The organism is Psychrobacter sp. Sarcosine-3u-12 (genome assembly GCF_002836005.1).
GTDB classification, from domain to species: Bacteria; Pseudomonadota; Gammaproteobacteria; order Pseudomonadales; family Moraxellaceae; genus Psychrobacter; species Psychrobacter okhotskensis.
The window spans coordinates 38,193-54,267 of the sequence record NZ_PJBY01000104.1; the positions used below are offsets into that span (position 1 = coordinate 38,193).

A 16,075-nucleotide genomic window follows, 5' to 3' on the forward strand; every position below is an offset into this window, starting at 1 on the left:
TACCAATATGGGCGCCAGCTAATAATAGCTTGCTCATTACTAAAATTGTAAAGTGGAGATACCCCCATGAAAAAACTACTTTTAGCGACAGCAATCGCCGCCCTATCTGTATCTGCAGCACAGGCAGCACCTACCGTTTATGGTAAAGTATTCGTTACTACTGATTACGTTAATGCTGAAATTGATGGTCAGAATATGGATAATAATAACAGAATTAATGAAGACAACGGTTCATTACAAGTTAATTCTAAGCTTTCACGTTTAGGCTTCAGAGGCTCTGAAGCGATAACGGCCAACACTGACGTAATTTACCAATTAGAGTACGGCGTTCAAGTTGATGATAGTGGTAGCGATAACATTGGCTTCAAAAGTCGTGATACTTATTTAGGTTTAAAAAATAAAGACTTCGGTGAATTCCGCTTTGGTCGTAACTACACAGTCATTGACTATATCAATAACGTATCAGTTAATGAAGGTTATTGGGATAATCTTGGCTCTAGTACTCTGAACAACAACGACAGCTTTGCTAATATTTTGACCCCGACCGTTGGTAACCGTATCAATAATTCAATCGTTTGGAAAGCGCCTAAATACAATGACCTACCATTAGCGCTTGCGCTGATGTATGGTGCTGATGAAGACTTTATATCTGAGAGTGATCGTGACGCAGGCTATGGTGCCTCATTGATGTTTGATCCAGGTACAGGCATTACCGCTGGTATTGCTTATGAGCAAGACATGAGTGTTAGTGGTGATATTATCCGTGGCAGTGCTAGCGTCGATTTAGGTAAATATATCGCAGCTCCTGTAAAGTTAGGCGTTCTATATCAAGAAGCTGACTATGCCGGTACTACTACTGCAACAGAGGACGGTTTAGTGGTGAGTGCTGAAATGGGTCTTTCGAATTTTGCCCGTCCAGCCTCTGTTTATATTCAGTATGACAAAACCGACAATATCAGTGGTCTTGAGAATAATGACTCAAATCAAGTCGTTGTAGGTGGCAAATATGCGTTTAAAAATAATATGATCGCTCATGCCTATGCTGGTCTAAATTCAGCGGAATTAAACAATGGTCGTTTTGGTTCGAGAGACGAAGACGGCAATGTTAATGAAATCGACTTACGTGGTGATATTGATGTACTCGCTATCGGTGGCGGTCTAGAATACTTATTCTAATCTAAACATTAGAAACGTATTATAAAAAACTCATCCTTCGGGGTGAGTTTTTTTGTTTTGTAATCAATACTGTGTCTTGAACAACAGCGTGTCTTAAATAACAGAATCCGTAAAATTAATAATAACATTTGTGTAAATTTTGGTTTTTTCACCTTACTGTAATATTTGGTTGGTAAAGTTGTGTCTAAGTAATGCTTCTAGCTCATATATATAAATGTTCTATAGGGTAGTCACCCTGCCATTATATATATCGGCCAATCTTAGCCAATTTATCACTCAAATCGTAAAGTGGAGATACCCCATGAAAAAACTACTTTTAGCGACAGCAATCGCCGCCCTATCTGTATCTGCAGCCAACGCCGCCCCAACTGTTTATGGTAAAGCATTCTTAGCAGCTGACTATGTTAATGCTGAATTTGATGGTCCTGCTGGCAACATGTATGATGAAGACACAATAGAAATCAATTCTCATTCTTCACGTATCGGTTTTAAAGGCTCTGAAGCCATGACGGCTAACACTGATGTTATCTATCAGCTAGAGTATGGCACAAGCATTGATGGTGATAGCAATGGCTTTAAAAACCGCGATACATTCCTAGGTGTAAACAACAAGCAATTTGGTGAGTTCCGTGTTGGTAAAAACCAATCATCATTAGATCGTATCAATAACGTTGCTACTGCTGATGGCGGCTACTGGAATTACCTAGGTAGTAAAGCTAGTAAAGATAATATGGTAGAAAGTGGTCGTATTGATAACTCAATGATCTGGACTGCTCCTAAGTATCAAGGTCTTCCATTACAGTTGTCAGCAATGTATGCTGCTGATGAAGATGACAATAGTGGTGATGGTTTTGGTGTTGCTGCTATGTTTGACCAAGGTACTGGCTTCACCGCTGGTGTTGCTTATGATAAAGACTTAAACCTTGGTAATGGTGGCTATAATCAAACTGGTGATATTATCCGTGGTACTGCTACTGTAGATTTGTCTAAGTTTGCTGCTGTTCCAGTAACATTAGGTGCTTTATACCAAGTAGCTGACTTTGATTTTGCTGATAGCGAAAAAGAGAAAGGTTTTGTTCTAAGCGCGGCTATGGGTTTACAGAATTTTGCTAAACCAGCTACTGTTTACGCTCAGTATAACAACACTTCAAACCTACGTGGTTTTGATGGTATAGATTCTGATCAAATCGTTGTTGGTGGCAAATACTTCTACCAACCAAATATGATCGTGCATGCATATGCGGGTCAAAATGATAGTGATCGTGATGTTAGATTTGACGGCGTTCGTGGCGATACTAAAACACTAGCTATCGGTACTGGTCTAGAATACAAATTCTAATCTAAACATTAGAAAACGTATTATAAAAAACTCATCCTTCGGGGTGAGTTTTTTTGTTGTGACCTTTTTAAAGCCGCAGTGGGTTATAATAGCTACGTATTTACGATGATTACGCACTTATGACAATTAAGCGTTAAAAACTGAGTGTTTTAAAGAGTTTGCGCTTTTGCCCTATATTTTGTAGCGTATTTTTAGTAAAATCCTTCTTTACCAATTACCGACAGAGTACTATGACCAAGTTTATATTTGTGACCGGTGGGGTAGTGTCCTCACTAGGAAAAGGTATTACCGCAGCCTCTCTTGCCGCAGTCCTTGAAGCACGTGGCGTGAGCGTGACGATGACCAAAATGGATCCGTATATCAACGTCGATCCAGGTACGATGAGTCCGTTCCAGCATGGCGAAGTGTTCGTCACCGAAGATGGCGCTGAGACCGATTTGGACTTGGGCTATTATGAGCGCTTCTTACGCCACTCTAAGATGAGTAAGAGCAACAACTTCACCAGTGGTCGTATCTATCAAAACGTTTTGAATAAAGAGCGCCGCGGTGAATATTTGGGTGGTACGGTACAGGTGATTCCGCATATCACTGATGAAATCAAAAGTAAAATTCTTGCCAGTGGCGAAGGCTATGATATCGCCATTATCGAGATTGGCGGTACGGTCGGTGATATCGAGTCACTTCCTTTTATGGAAGCGGTACGCCAAATGCAAGTAGAGCTTGGACGCAATCGCGCTATGCTCATGCATCTAACGCTGGTGCCTTATATCGCTAGTGCAGGTGAAACCAAAACCAAACCTACCCAGCATTCGGTAAAAGAGTTACGTTCTATCGGTCTGCAGCCAGATATCTTGATCTGCCGCTCTGACCACCATATCTCGCAAGACAACCGCCGCAAGATTGCGCTGTTTACCAATGTCGAAGAGCGCGCAGTCATCATGTGTGAAGATGCCCAAAGCATCTATCAAATCCCGCGCACCCTACATGAGCAAGATCTTGACGATCTCATCTGTGAGCGTTTTGGTCTTGACGTCCCTGAAGCGGATTTGAGCGATTGGGACAAAGTGGTCGAAGCCCAGCTCAACCCTCAAGCGGTAGTGACGGTTGCGATGGTCGGCAAATATGTCGAGTTACCAGACGCTTATAAGTCGATCAACGAAGCGTTGCTACATGCCGGTATCGTGCATCAGTCAGATGTCAAAATTGACTATATCGATGCTGAGCTACTAGAGACGGACGATGAGCTGTATGCGCGTCTAAACGACGCCGATGCGATTTTGGTCCCAGGTGGTTTTGGTGAGCGCGGTACCACTGGTAAAATGAGAGCCATCACTTACGCCCGCGAAAATAAAGTGCCGTATCTGGGTATCTGTCTGGGTATGCAGTTGGCGGTGATTGAATATGCCCGTAATGTGCTGCATATCGATGCCAATTCCTCTGAGTTCCATCGTACCGCGGCCGAGCCTATCATCGGTTTGATTACCGAGTGGTTGGATGAGCGCGGCGAATTGCAGATTCGTAGCGATGATTCAGACCTCGGTGGCACCATGCGTTTAGGCGCGCAGCAAGCGGAACTGGTGGCTGGTAGTAAGCTTGCGCAAATCTATGGTTCAACCAATATCACTGAGCGTCATCGTCATCGTTATGAGATGAACAATCGTTATATCGAGCCATTAGAGCAAGCAGGTATGACGATATCAGGCTATTCTGCCAAGCAGCATTTGGTTGAGTCGGTTGAGATTCCTAACCATCCTTGGTTTATCGCCGTACAGTTCCATCCTGAATTTACCAGCTCGCCACGCGGTGGTCATCCATTGTTTAATAGTTTTGTAAAAGCGGCGAAGAACCATAGCGAAGCAAAATAACTCTCAGAATGTAATGTATATTGAAAGCGTTTATTATAAAAAAGACTGATCTTCGGATTGGTCTTTTTTTTGCTTAACTCAGGCCGTTTGTTGTTATTACCGAGTCAACATCCTCATTAATGACGTCTAATTACGCTTGCATACTTTTTTTAATCAGCCTATCGGTTACAATATGGGACAGACATATTAATAACAAAATAAGAGGTAATGGCTTCATGGAAAACTTATTGACCGCACAATCACATATCACGCTCAACACTCCTAACAACGATACGATTAACATTGGTAACGACCAGCCGTTTGTATTGTTCGGTGGTATGAATGTTTTAGAGTCCAAAGAATTGGCGTTTGAGATTGCCGAGCAGTATGTCGAGATCTGTCAGCGTTTGGGCATCGGCTATGTGTTTAAAGCCAGCTTTGATAAAGCCAACCGTTCAAGCTTACATTCTTATCGCGGGCCGGGTTTAGAGCAAGGTATCGATTGGCTAGGGCAAATCAAAGAAAAATTCCAAGTACCGATTATCACGGATGTGCATGAACCACATCAAGCAGCACCAGTCGCTGAAGTGGCTGATATTATTCAGCTACCTGCATTTTTGTCGCGTCAGACAGATCTAGTGCATGCGATGGCAAAAACAGATGCCATTATTAATATCAAAAAGGCGCAGTTTTTGGCCCCTCACGAGATGCGTCATATCGTTAATAAGTGCCTAGAAGGTGGTAATGATAAATTGATACTTTGTGAGCGTGGTAGTGCCTTTGGCTATAATAATTTGGTCGTGGATATGCTTGGTTTTGATACCATGAAGCAGATGGATATACCGGTATTCTTTGACGTGACGCATAGCTTACAACAGCCAGGTGCACGTAGTGATAGTGCTGGTGGACGTCGTGAGCAGATTACAACACTTGCCCGTGCAGGTATGGCTACAGGGTTGGCAGGGTTGTTTTTAGAAGCGCATCCAAACCCAGAAACTGCAAAATGTGATGGTCCATGTGCGCTGCGTATGAATCAACTAGAGCCTTTCTTACGTCAGCTTAAGCAAATTGATGATTTGGTCAAAGGTTTTGAAGTATTGGATACTCATTGATACGGTACGTTATAAGAGGGCTATATAATGGCAATTCAAATGGCGCAAGTAAGCATCGAAAATATCGATGATGCAGAGGGCTTAGATAGCGTAATGACTGTGCTTAAGAATATCACAGGAGTGACGGCTATTAATTTGGATCCCAAGCATAATGTCGCAACGGTAAGCTATGATGATACAGATACTAGTATCCATGCCTTGACGGCGGCGATTAGTATGGTGGACTATGTGACTCAGCCATTTCCGATTGATTCACCGCAGAACCCGCACCATAACGATTTATAATCACAAATAGCTATTGCTATAAATTTGTCGATGCGCTCTTTTACGTTTTTATTAATAAGTTGCTGCCTCGTTAATAGCATCTCGTTAATAAAGCAACAACCAAACGGCCTTGTTGTCGAGGATAATAGGGCTTATGCTTATTTAATGTAGCTTTGATAGTTGCTCTTACTTTGATAACTTAAAAGGTGTCAAAGTAAGTATTAACAGAATCACTATTAGAGTTGCTCATTACTAATAAAAATAAGGAGCCCAATATGGCAGATCAAACACGTATTATTAAAATTGACGGTATGACTTGTGGCGGATGCGTAGCAAGCGTACATACGGCAACAGCCGATATTGATGGATTAGAGACTATTACTGTTGACCTCGCTGATAACCTAGCGACGATAACCTTTGATGATAGCAAAACCAGTGCAGAGGCTATTGCTTCAGCTATTGATGATGCCGGATTTGAGGCGACAGTTGCTAACTCATAAATCTCATCTTCTATGTAAAAAACCAGCTAACATGTTATTACACGCATGATAGCTGGTTTTTTTAATGATTAACGATTATGAGCATTCAGTCTCAATACTTTGATACATTGCTACTTTGTCTAAAATACTCATACTGAATACGATATAACCTAATTGCTTTATTTGAATTTTTTGTCAATCCACTGATATTTTATTATGGCTTCTATGAGTATATAGACGCTATAAAGAGTTATTTTTATGAATGATACTACCCGTACCACTAGTGATGAATCCTACGATGTCGAGACTGACATTCAATCAAATACGCCACTTGCACCGCAACGTGCGCATCTGCAGTTGGCGATTGATGGCATGACGTGTCAGGCCTGTGCTTCACGAATCGAAAAGGTGCTTAACAAAAAGCCTTCGGTGTACGAGGTAAGTGTAAGTTTTGCTGGCGAGACTGCCAATGTTGATTATGATCCGACCCAGACGACGCCCGAACAGGTGACAGAGTGGGTAAATAAAACAGGCTTTGTCGCTAATGTGCAGGCAGCCGATAGCTTATTTGCTCAGACTGACGAAGATACTGCCACTCAATACCCATGGCGTTTGATCGGATTATGGGTTTGTTTGGTGCCATTTTTAGTGGGTATGGCAGGTATGTTGACGGGTTTTGGCATGGCGTGGATGCCGCCAGTCTGGGTTCAATTTATTTTAGCGACTGTAGTACAGTTTGGTTTAGCGTTACCATTTTATAAGAGCGCATGGGCATCTATAAAGGGCGGCCTTGCCAATATGGATGTGTTGGTGGTCATTGGTACAGTGACGATATGGGCGTATTCGACTTATCTTTGGCTCACGCATGGCGATGGTACTTTAAACAGTCTATTGCAAAGTGGGCATTTGGGCGAACACGGTGCGAGTAATAGCCCAGCCGTATATTTTGAAGCAGGGGTGATGGTCATTGCCTTTGTACGTACAGGTAAATATCTTGAGGAACGTACCAAGAAGCACAGCCTAAACAGTATTGATTTATTATTGTCATTGACACCTGATGAAGTAGAGCAGCAGCAGCCAAATGGTGAATTTCATAATATTGCGTTATCTGATGTACAAGTAGGTGACGTCTTACGTGCAAAACAAGGTAGCCGCGTCGCTACAGATGGTACCGTCATAGAAGGCAGCGGTTGGTGCGTGGAGAGTCATTTAACTGGCGAGTCGGTAGCCCTCAAAAAAGAGCAAGGCGATGGATTACTGGCAGGCGCTTTGGTAGAGAATGGCAGTCTGCTATACCGTGTCAGTGCGAAGGGCAGCGACACGAAACTCGGCGATATGGTACAAGCGTTGAGTGATGCACAAGGCTCAAAAGCCAATCTAGCGCGTCTCGCGGATCGAGTAACGGCTATTTTTGTCCCCGTAGTAGTAACGATTGCGTTGGTTACTTTTGGGGTCACATGGTGGCTAACAGGTATGGTTGATACTGCCCTAATGCATGCCGTATCAGTATTGGTCATTGCTTGTCCTTGTGCGCTTGGTTTGGCCACGCCAGCGGCGATCATGGCTGGTATGGGCGTTGCCGCGCGTCATGGTGTTTGGTTCAAGGATGCACAAAGTCTTGAAGCAGCAGGCAATATTGATACGGTAGTGCTCGATAAAACGGGCACATTGACTATTGGTAAACCTACTATCGTCGATCATGTCATGGTGGATAAATCGCTTGCCGTCGATGATGTGCTACAAATTGCTGCAAGCGTTGAGGCGCACGCTAGCCATCCTTTAGCGACGGCATTGATTAACGCGGCTAGTGAACGCAACTTACCGTTAATGACTGTCACTGATATTAGCGTCATCAAAGGTGCAGGCATACAGGCAAACATCGAAGGGTTGGGACTGGTAAAAGTTGGTAGCGCAGAGTTTGCTAATTTGACGTTGCCGAAGCTGATGCCAAAGGTATGGCAAATTGCCAGTACCGTAGCGATTAGTATTAATGATGAGCCGCTTGGTGCTTTTGCCCTAGCGGACGATTTAAAAGCGGATACACCGCAAGCAATTAAGGCGCTGCAAGATGCTGGCATCGATGTCATTTTGATGAGTGGTGATAAGCAGTCGGTCGTCGACCATGTGGCAGGGCAGCTGGGTATCGAGCAGGCTTATGGCAAGATGAGCCCACGTGACAAAGCAAGCCAAATTGCCCTGTTGCAAACAGCGGGTCATAAAGTAGCGATGGCAGGCGACGGCGTCAATGATGCGCCAGCGATGGCAACAGCGGATGCCAGCTTTGCTATGTTTGAAGGTACAGATGTCGCCCAACATAGTGCCTCTGCGCGTTTGATGGGCGAATCGCTCATGCATATTGATGCCGCGCAAAAAATTGCCCAAGCCACACTACGTAATATTAAGCAAAATCTGTTTTTTGCCTTCATCTATAATTGCCTTGGCATTCCGCTTGCCGCTTTTGGTTTTTTAAACCCTATGATTGCCGCTGCGGCTATGGCGCTCAGCTCTATTTCAGTATTAATGAATGCGCTGCGTTTAACGCGATTCAAAACAAAGGTTGAGCTCAGTAATACGGTATCTGGCTCACACACTGATAGCGAACATTTAACAAAAGCATAGGTGTTGCCTGACTGCCAATAATGGCGCTTATAATGAGATATGATAACGGCCGATTATTGCTGACCATATCTGGTTTTATGCGCGCAAGTTGGTGTAAGATAAGGGAAGTTTGGCAAAATTTATGCTATGATGCCAAGCACTATAGCTGAGGGTTAAAGTATTAAAAATACCTTTAATCCTGCTCAAAACTTACTGATCATATAGCTAAGTAAAGCTGGTTTGAGCATATGTGCTATACGATATTTTACTTTATCTTTTTTGTATTCTAGTTGCCGTTATTTATCCCACAAACTTGGCATGACCAAAGGAATTAACAGATATTATGTACGCTGAAGAAACCACCAACGTCGCCGCAATTAAAGACATTCGCGCCCGTGAGATTTTAGATTCGCGCGGTAACCCAACGATTGAAGCCGATGTCATCTTAGCTGATGGCACGATCGGTCGTGCTGCTGCCCCAAGTGGCGCCTCAACTGGCTCACGTGAGGCATTAGAGCTACGTGATGGCGACCAAAGTCGCTATGGGGGTAAAGGCGTCAAAAAAGCTGTTGCCAACGTTAATAGCCAGATCCGCAGTGCATTGATGGACAAAGATGTCACCGAGCAGCAAGGCATTGATGATGCTATGATTGCGCTCGATGGTACAGAAAACAAAGACAGCCTTGGCGCTAATGCCATGCTAGCAGTCTCTCTTGCAACTGCCAAAGCAGCTGCCAAGTCACAAAATCTGCCACTACATCAGTATATCGCTAACTTGCGCAATCAGACGTCATTGACGATGCCGGTACCGATGATGAACATCTTAAACGGTGGCGAGCACGCGGATAACACCGTTGATATTCAAGAGTTTATGATTGAGCCTGTTGGTTTTACTAGCTTCTCAGAAGCGCTGCGTGCCGGTACAGAGATTTTCCATAGCTTAAAATCTGTCCTCAAAGCACAAGGCTTGAATACGGCGGTTGGCGATGAAGGCGGCTTTGCCCCAAACTTGCGTAGCAATGAAGAAGCCATCACCGTTATCATGCAAGCGATTGAGCAAGTCGGCTATAAAGCAGGCGAAGACATTCATTTGGCGTTAGATTGCGCGGCCAGCGAATTCTACAAAGACGGTCAATATATCTTGGCAGGCGAGGGTAATAAATCCTTTGATAGCCAAGGCTTTTCAGACTATCTAGTAGGCTTGGCACGTCAATATCCTATTATCTCTATCGAAGACGGTCTTGACGAGTCTGATTGGGATGGTTGGAAGTATTTGACCGAGCAGATTGGTGATAAAGTCCAATTGGTTGGCGATGATTTGTTTGTGACCAATCCTGCTATCTTGCAAGAAGGGATTGATAAGCATATTGCCAATGCAATTTTGATCAAATTTAACCAAATCGGCACCTTGTCAGAAACGCTAGATGCGATTTATCTGGCGAAGAAAAACGGCTATGCAACGATTATCTCGCATCGTTCAGGTGAAACTGAAGATAGCACCATTGCAGATTTAGCCGTTGGTACAGCTGCTGGTCAGATTAAAACGGGATCATTATGCCGTTCAGACCGCGTTGCGAAATACAATCAGCTGCTACGTATTGAGCAGCAAGTACGAGCAAGCTACCGTGGCCGTGAAGAGTTTATCGGTCTACGTGGCCAATAAGCTTAAATTAATGGCTGATGCTAGGCGATATTCATCATTACTATGGTGATATATCGTCTGGCTGACGTCATCAACTTTCATTTTACTATTTCTCTATCGTTTGGCGTTATCACATGAAATACTTTAGCCAATTTATCTTACTTGCTTTAGCGGTCGCTGTGCTGTTAGGGCTGCAATATCAGTATTGGTTGGGTGAAAATGGTCGCTTTGAGCGTAATAAACTACAGACTCAGATTGAAGATCAGCAGCGTCTGAACGACAACCAAGTGGCTGCAAATAATTTATTGCGTACTGATGTTTATGACCTAAAGAATGGTCTTGAGGCAGTAGAAGAGCACGCGCGTTTAGATTTGGGCTTAATCAAGCCAAATGAGACTTTTGTACAAGTATCAACAGCGCCGACGACGCACAGCCGTTATTAATCGCTCTTAATTTTACAAAATGAGTGTTTTCTACTATTTACAGTAGTCACATTATTGGTCTTAAAATATTTATGGTCAAAATCTAAACCTCTTTTTCACTTCCTCCCCGTCCTATCATCATGGAATCCAACCATGAGTATCAATCAAAACCACCTTATGAATACCACACCTAATATACACGCCATGATTGTCGCCGCTGGTCGCGGTAGTCGCTTCGGTGCGTCTATTGCTAAGCAATATACAATCTTGCAAGGGCAAACCTTGCTACAGCATAGCGTGGCACGGCTTGCGTCAAGTGCTTATATTGACAAGTGCTTATTGGTCATCGCAGCAGATGACAGCACAGCGCAGACGCTTGATTTTGCACTTCCTATATATTATGCCATTGGCGGCACTGAACGTTGGCAATCAGTACAGGCAGGGGTAGAGGCAATCAGTCATTCAGGTGCTGACGATTCAGATTTAGTGCTGATTCATGATGCCGCGCGCCCTGCCGTTCCCAGTAATGATATTAATCAAGTTATCGAGGCAGCGATGTCAGAGCCTTATGGTGCTATCTTAGCGACGCCAGTGGCTGATACGCTAAAAGAGTCATATGTCTATTCTACTGCTCAATCTGAGCTTGTTAATACATCGATAAATAGCAGCAGCTCACACTCTTATGCTAAACGCACTATCGACCGCAGTAATATGTGGCAAGCACAAACCCCACAAGTATTTCGCCTAGGTGAGTTGCAGCAAGTACTCGCACATGTCGCTAAGCATCAGCTAGATATTACCGATGAAGCAAGCGCGTTTGAACATCTAAATCTCCCTATACGTTTAGTGACTGGCAGTCGTCAAAACATAAAACTCACTTATCCAGACGACGCTACATTGCTAGCAGCGATTCTCAACGCTCAGTCCTAATCATTTCTCAAAGATATTTAAACAATCACTTAAAATTTTTGAGTGATTGCTTTACTGTACCTATTCATTTTAACGCGTAAGCCGTTAGCTATGGTCAGTGAAAAGTAATATCAATACATTAGGCACCGCTGATATCCATTTTTGTTCTTAAAAAGTAGCGTACTAGACAGCAAAAATATATCGTTATATGTCACATACTCAATATATATAATGCTAAATGATCGTTTAGTATACATAAGTAGTGTTATAAGATAATCATAGGTTGCTTTGATGACCAAACTAAACTATGATGTAACCAACTTAATACAATTAATATAAATACTTATAAAATCAATAATGTATCAAGCCAATTTGACATCCTAATTGTCTTGTCTCTATGTGTTTTTCAAAAGTTAGTATGGTTGTCTTAGCTAAATTTACCTGATAATAGGGAGAAGCTGATTGTCAACAGTCAATAGTTCAACAAATCCAGTCACGACAGACCTCTGCCAACTTGTGTATTTGAGCCGCATTACGTCGACTGGTCTATCAAATGCCAGTACACTGAACGATATCGCAGAAGTCGCCAGCAAGCGTAACAAAACTGATAATATTACGGGTATTCTTTGCTACGGCAATGGTTATTTTTTACAGTGCGTAGAAGGTAGCGAACAAGCATTAACCAATCTCAAAAATCGCTTAGTAATGGACGATAGACATAAAGATCTAAACATTTTAGATTTTTCTGCGCTAGCAGAACGTCGTTTCGCTGGTTGGTCATTGCGCTCTATCACTCTTGAACGTTGGATGATTAAAGAGCCTAAGCTTAAAAGGTTTATGCCATTCAAGCCCTATGAGTGGAACACTGACGAATGGACGGAGTTTTTAGATATCTTGCAAGGTTACTATGAACAGCAGGTCAGAACAGGCGAGATCGACAGTCAGCCGATCCAATACAGCACCTTAGGTTTAACGCTAGGTAAAGTCGTTGGTCAGCACCAAGCCTTTTTCTTAATTCAGACGGTATTGGGTGCACTCATTATATTGGCACTTCTTTGGTTTGTGTTATCAGACAAGATTTTTTAGCTTGCCATAATTTTTAAGATATTATGGATAGACAGCTTATAAAAAAAGCCAGCTAAGATTGCTGGCTTTTTTGCGATAAAAATTTGATAAGGCACTTTTTTATCAGAAGATCAGCGCTCAAAATAGATAATCAAACAATTAATAAGTGGCTAGTCGGTGATACCGTATCCATGCCCGTCTATATTTGAGAGTGGAGTGGGTTGTAAGCTGGCAGCGTTAGTAGTGTAGTCATCTGAAATATTAAGAGAATATACAGAGATAAAAAAAGTCCAGTCACAATAGAATGTGACCGGACTTTTTGATGGTACGCTTATTAGTCTTATCTTATGCTTTACAGCAAAAGTGCTAATCAGTGACGCCAAATAGTGGCGTCCCCAGGGGGATTCGAACCCCCGTTACCGCCGTGAAAGGGCGGTGTCCTAGGCCTCTAGACGATGGGGACTAGTAACAACGCTTCAGCTGCTTTCACCATTTATGCTGAAGTGGTGCGTATTTTAATGGCGTCTGCGTTTGCTGTCAAGCCTTTTTCTTCGTCTTTTTAATATTAAGTATCTTTTTTTGAGTGCACGACTTGGATGTAGGTCATTACTCTTTAAATGGTGGCGAATCCATAAAGATGTGCAGCCACTAATGGTTAAGGCGAGGAGCATATAACCGATGATGGTGCCCCATAATTTAAGCTGTGGATCCATAATAAAGTCCCTCTTATTAAGCCTTAACAGCAGGGGCATTATCGATATCAATAACCTCAGCTATCAGGGCAGTGTGAGCGACTTAAACCATCTATAGGATATAACGGTGTTGTTTGAGAGCAAAATAGTGGCAAGTAAGTGAGCTATTAATTCCTTTTAACAGCGCTACATGACATTGGCCCAAGTAGCCACCTTACTTATCGTGGTATCAATCATATCCTTATTGATTGTGAAATCAAGATGTCAAAGTCATCAAGGTATTGCAAAATTACGATCGTCAACTTTGGCAAACGATCAGTTATTACTGTAAAAATAACCGTTTATTGCGTGTCGTTATCTGTTAACTCTACTTTGCTTTGTTCGGTATGTAAAGCATTAGACAACATAGGATAGTGGTTAAGGATATGACAAAACAGCTCGGCTGTTTTTTGGGTATCATATAAGGCTGAATGGGCGTCTTTACCATCGAAGTCAAGACCTGCAGCTTTACAGGCGCGTGCCAATACTGTCTGACCGAAAGCAAGCGCGGCGAGGGTTACGGTATCAAAGACGGAAAAGTTATGGAAAGGGTTGTGGCTTTTACTGTTAGTACGTAGCACCGCTGCATTTAAAAACCCCAAGTCAAAGTGGGCGTTATGACCGACCAACACGCATTGACGGCAGTCTTCAGCGCGGCGCACTTCTTTTAAACCCTTAAAAATGCGGCGTAGTGCCGTTTTCTCATCTTCTGCAATGGCTTTCCGCATTGGGTTATTGGGGTCAATACCCGTAAAGGCGAGGGCACTTGGTTCTAAATTGGCACCTTCAAAAGGCTCAATATGGGCATTAAAAGCGTCACCGGGATAAAATACACCGTGCTCATTCAGCAAAATCGGAATACAAGCTATCTCTAATAAAGCATCGGTCTGCGAGTTAAAACCCGCGGTTTCGACATCGACCACGACAGGCATAAACTTACGAAAACGGTCTCTTAGACTCATCGGTGTTTGGGTGTCATTATCTGGCACCACTTTACTGTCGGTGTTGTTAGCGTCGACGCTACTAGTATCAATGTTATTAACGTTATCAGTGTTATCAGTCGCTAAGTCACTATTTGGATGACTATTAGCGACGTTATTTGATGGGTCGTCTGCAGGCAAGGTCGCATCGGTTTGAGTGGTCATATTAAGTTAAATCGCTTTTATCAGTCGTGCAGTGGTATTGAATTAAAAAATGAAATCAAGAACAAACTAAAATATCAGCCACACCGCTTGCCACAAGGGTATCACTGATACTTTAGAATAAACTAGGGTCTGTTAGCATTGAGCAAGCGTTACACTTTAAGAGACCAAGGCAACGTCTCACCAGCCATAAGCGGTGTCAGTGAGCTACCGTCAAAGTATGGGTAGTCTGCGGGTACTTGCATAGGTGTTTTGATGAGGGTAATTGTGCTGTCATTAACAGGCAGCCCATAGAACTGGGCACCGAAACGACTGGCAAAGCCTTCAAGTTTGTCTATTTTGCCCACACTATCAAAAGCGGTCGCATATAACGGTAGCGCAGTCGCCGCACTATAACAACCAGCACAGCCACACGCAGCCTCTTTTTTATCTGTGGCATGCGGAGCAGAATCAGTGCCTAAGAAAAATTTTGGATTGCCACTGGTAGCAACATCCAACAATACTCTTTGATGGCTTTCACGCTTTAAGATAGGCAAGCAATAAAAGTGCGGTTTGATGCCACCGACCAATAGATGGTTGCGGTTAAACATCAAATGCTGCGGCGTAATGGTAGCAGCGATATGGTTGCCTTGCGCCAAGACAAAGTCAGCGGCATCACTGGTGGTAATATGCTCTACCACAATCTTTAGTGTTGGGAATTTAACGATAATTTGTGCCAGTACCTCATCTAAAAAACGTTTTTCGCGATCAAAAATATCCACATGGTCTTGCGTCACTTCACCATGTAATAGCAGTGGTAGGTTGTGTTTTTCTAACGCTTCAAAGACATCTACGCAGGCGTTGATATCAGTGACACCATCCGCAGAGTTGGTGGTAGCACCAGCAGGGTAGAGCTTGACTGCTTGAACGATACCCGACTGTGCTGCCATTTCGATATCTTGTGCTGTCGTTCTGTCCGTTAAGTATAACGTCATACGCGGGTCAAATGCGGCTTGGCGCTCAGCAGATAAGTCACTGGCTTGTAGCTGCTGCATAATCCGTGCGCGATAGGCACGCGCATCGTCAACATTTTTGACAGGCGGCACTAGATTTGGCATACAAATAACACGGTTAAAGCTACTGGCTGCATGCGGTACAGTAGTGGCTAAGGCGCTGTCATCACGAAGGTGAATATGCCAATCATCTGGCTGAAGGATGGTCAATTCTGTAATCGAATCAGTCATAGTGTCGTCGCGCTCTATATCGTCGTATTGGGGAATAATAGGGAATGATACTGTGTGGCTATAATAACAGATTTGTCAGTGCGACTAAATACGTGACTAGATAAGCGGCAAAATGTCTTTGCAGCATTC

Annotated in this window: 13 protein-coding genes and 1 tRNA gene; 11 read left to right on the forward strand and 3 right to left on the reverse strand. The window is 43.2% G+C overall.

All coding sequences use genetic code 11. The features are described 5' to 3' along the window. Positions 1-66: 66 nt before the first annotated feature. The 11 genes from CXF65_RS10415 to CXF65_RS10465 all read left to right on the forward strand — a co-directional run bounded on the left by CXF65_RS10415 (position 67) and on the right by CXF65_RS10465 (position 12,871). Entirely contained in the window at positions 67-1,176 is a 1,110-nt protein-coding gene (locus CXF65_RS10415; protein ID WP_025651345.1) for a porin, read from the forward strand. A gap of 301 nt (positions 1,177-1,477) precedes the next feature. Continuing rightward, positions 1,478-2,515, forward strand: coding sequence for a porin (locus CXF65_RS10420; RefSeq protein ID WP_101211999.1), 1,038 nt, complete (start codon positions 1,478-1,480; stop codon positions 2,513-2,515). A 230-nt stretch (positions 2,516-2,745) separates the two neighbouring features. Next, entirely contained in the window at positions 2,746-4,380 is a 1,635-nt protein-coding gene (locus tag CXF65_RS10425) for a CTP synthase (protein WP_101212000.1), read from the forward strand. 215 nt (positions 4,381-4,595) lie between these two features. Further along, positions 4,596-5,471, forward strand: a complete 876-nt coding sequence (kdsA, locus tag CXF65_RS10430; protein ID WP_101212001.1) for a 3-deoxy-8-phosphooctulonate synthase — start codon at positions 4,596-4,598, stop codon at positions 5,469-5,471. A 27-nt stretch (positions 5,472-5,498) separates the two neighbouring features. Beyond that, the gene (locus tag CXF65_RS10435; RefSeq protein ID WP_101212002.1) at positions 5,499-5,756 is read left to right on the forward strand and encodes a heavy-metal-associated domain-containing protein; all 258 of its coding nucleotides are present in this window, start codon (positions 5,499-5,501) and stop codon (positions 5,754-5,756) included. 254 nt (positions 5,757-6,010) lie between these two features. Next, complete coding sequence (locus tag CXF65_RS10440) at positions 6,011-6,235, forward strand: heavy-metal-associated domain-containing protein (protein WP_057761178.1); 225 nt, start codon at positions 6,011-6,013, stop codon at positions 6,233-6,235. Between the two features lie 237 nt (positions 6,236-6,472). Then, on the forward strand, positions 6,473-8,833 hold the full coding sequence (locus CXF65_RS10445; RefSeq protein WP_101212003.1) for a heavy metal translocating P-type ATPase: 2,361 nt from the start codon (positions 6,473-6,475) through the stop codon (positions 8,831-8,833). A 322-nt stretch (positions 8,834-9,155) separates the two neighbouring features. After that, positions 9,156-10,475, forward strand: coding sequence for a phosphopyruvate hydratase (gene eno, locus CXF65_RS10450; protein WP_101212004.1), 1,320 nt, complete (start codon positions 9,156-9,158; stop codon positions 10,473-10,475). Between the two features lie 113 nt (positions 10,476-10,588). Beyond that, on the forward strand, positions 10,589-10,897 hold the full coding sequence (locus CXF65_RS10455; RefSeq protein WP_101212005.1) for an FtsB family cell division protein: 309 nt from the start codon (positions 10,589-10,591) through the stop codon (positions 10,895-10,897). A gap of 132 nt (positions 10,898-11,029) precedes the next feature. Then, positions 11,030-11,806 carry a 2-C-methyl-D-erythritol 4-phosphate cytidylyltransferase gene (gene ispD, locus CXF65_RS10460; protein WP_051395118.1) on the forward strand — a complete coding sequence of 259 codons (777 nt, stop codon included), beginning with the start codon at positions 11,030-11,032 and terminating at the stop codon, positions 11,804-11,806. Between the two features lie 495 nt (positions 11,807-12,301). Next, positions 12,302-12,871, forward strand: a complete 570-nt coding sequence (locus tag CXF65_RS10465; RefSeq protein ID WP_227502375.1) for a BLUF domain-containing protein — start codon at positions 12,302-12,304, stop codon at positions 12,869-12,871. A gap of 366 nt (positions 12,872-13,237) precedes the next feature. On the opposite strand, the gene CXF65_RS10470 is transcribed toward CXF65_RS10465, so the two are convergent. The 3 genes from CXF65_RS10470 to pyrC form a co-directional block, all read right to left on the reverse strand. Next, positions 13,238-13,313, reverse strand: a tRNA-Glu gene (locus CXF65_RS10470). 570 nt (positions 13,314-13,883) lie between these two features. Next, positions 13,884-14,543 carry a ribonuclease T gene (gene rnt / locus CXF65_RS10475; RefSeq protein WP_101212025.1) on the reverse strand — a complete coding sequence of 220 codons (660 nt, stop codon included), beginning with the start codon at positions 14,541-14,543 and terminating at the stop codon, positions 13,884-13,886. 332 nt (positions 14,544-14,875) lie between these two features. Then, positions 14,876-15,946: a dihydroorotase gene (pyrC, locus tag CXF65_RS10480; protein ID WP_101212006.1), complete on the reverse strand. Its 1,071-nt coding sequence runs from the start codon at positions 15,944-15,946 to the stop codon at positions 14,876-14,878. Positions 15,947-16,075 lie beyond the last annotated feature (129 nt).

Excerpts from the sequence above, each read along its gene's own strand:
- CXF65_RS10415 (WP_025651345.1), top strand. The coding sequence starts at position 67 with ATGAAAAAACTACTTTTAGCGACAGCAATCGCCGCCCTATCTGTATCT.
- CXF65_RS10420 (WP_101211999.1), top strand. The coding sequence starts at position 1,478 with ATGAAAAAACTACTTTTAGCGACAGCAATCGCCGCCCTATCTGTATCT.
- CXF65_RS10425 (WP_101212000.1), top strand. The coding sequence starts at position 2,746 with ATGACCAAGTTTATATTTGTGACCGGTGGGGTAGTGTCCTCACTAGGA.
- kdsA (WP_101212001.1), top strand. The coding sequence starts at position 4,596 with ATGGAAAACTTATTGACCGCACAATCACATATCACGCTCAACACTCCT.
- CXF65_RS10435 (WP_101212002.1), top strand. The coding sequence starts at position 5,499 with ATGGCAATTCAAATGGCGCAAGTAAGCATCGAAAATATCGATGATGCA.
- CXF65_RS10440 (WP_057761178.1), top strand. The coding sequence starts at position 6,011 with ATGGCAGATCAAACACGTATTATTAAAATTGACGGTATGACTTGTGGC.
- CXF65_RS10445 (WP_101212003.1), top strand. The coding sequence starts at position 6,473 with ATGAATGATACTACCCGTACCACTAGTGATGAATCCTACGATGTCGAG.
- eno (WP_101212004.1), top strand. The coding sequence starts at position 9,156 with ATGTACGCTGAAGAAACCACCAACGTCGCCGCAATTAAAGACATTCGC.
- CXF65_RS10455 (WP_101212005.1), top strand. The coding sequence starts at position 10,589 with ATGAAATACTTTAGCCAATTTATCTTACTTGCTTTAGCGGTCGCTGTG.
- ispD (WP_051395118.1), top strand. The coding sequence starts at position 11,030 with ATGAGTATCAATCAAAACCACCTTATGAATACCACACCTAATATACAC.
- rnt (WP_101212025.1), bottom strand. The coding sequence starts at position 14,543 with ATGAGTCTAAGAGACCGTTTTCGTAAGTTTATGCCTGTCGTGGTCGAT.
- pyrC (WP_101212006.1), bottom strand. The coding sequence starts at position 15,946 with ATGACTGATTCGATTACAGAATTGACCATCCTTCAGCCAGATGATTGG.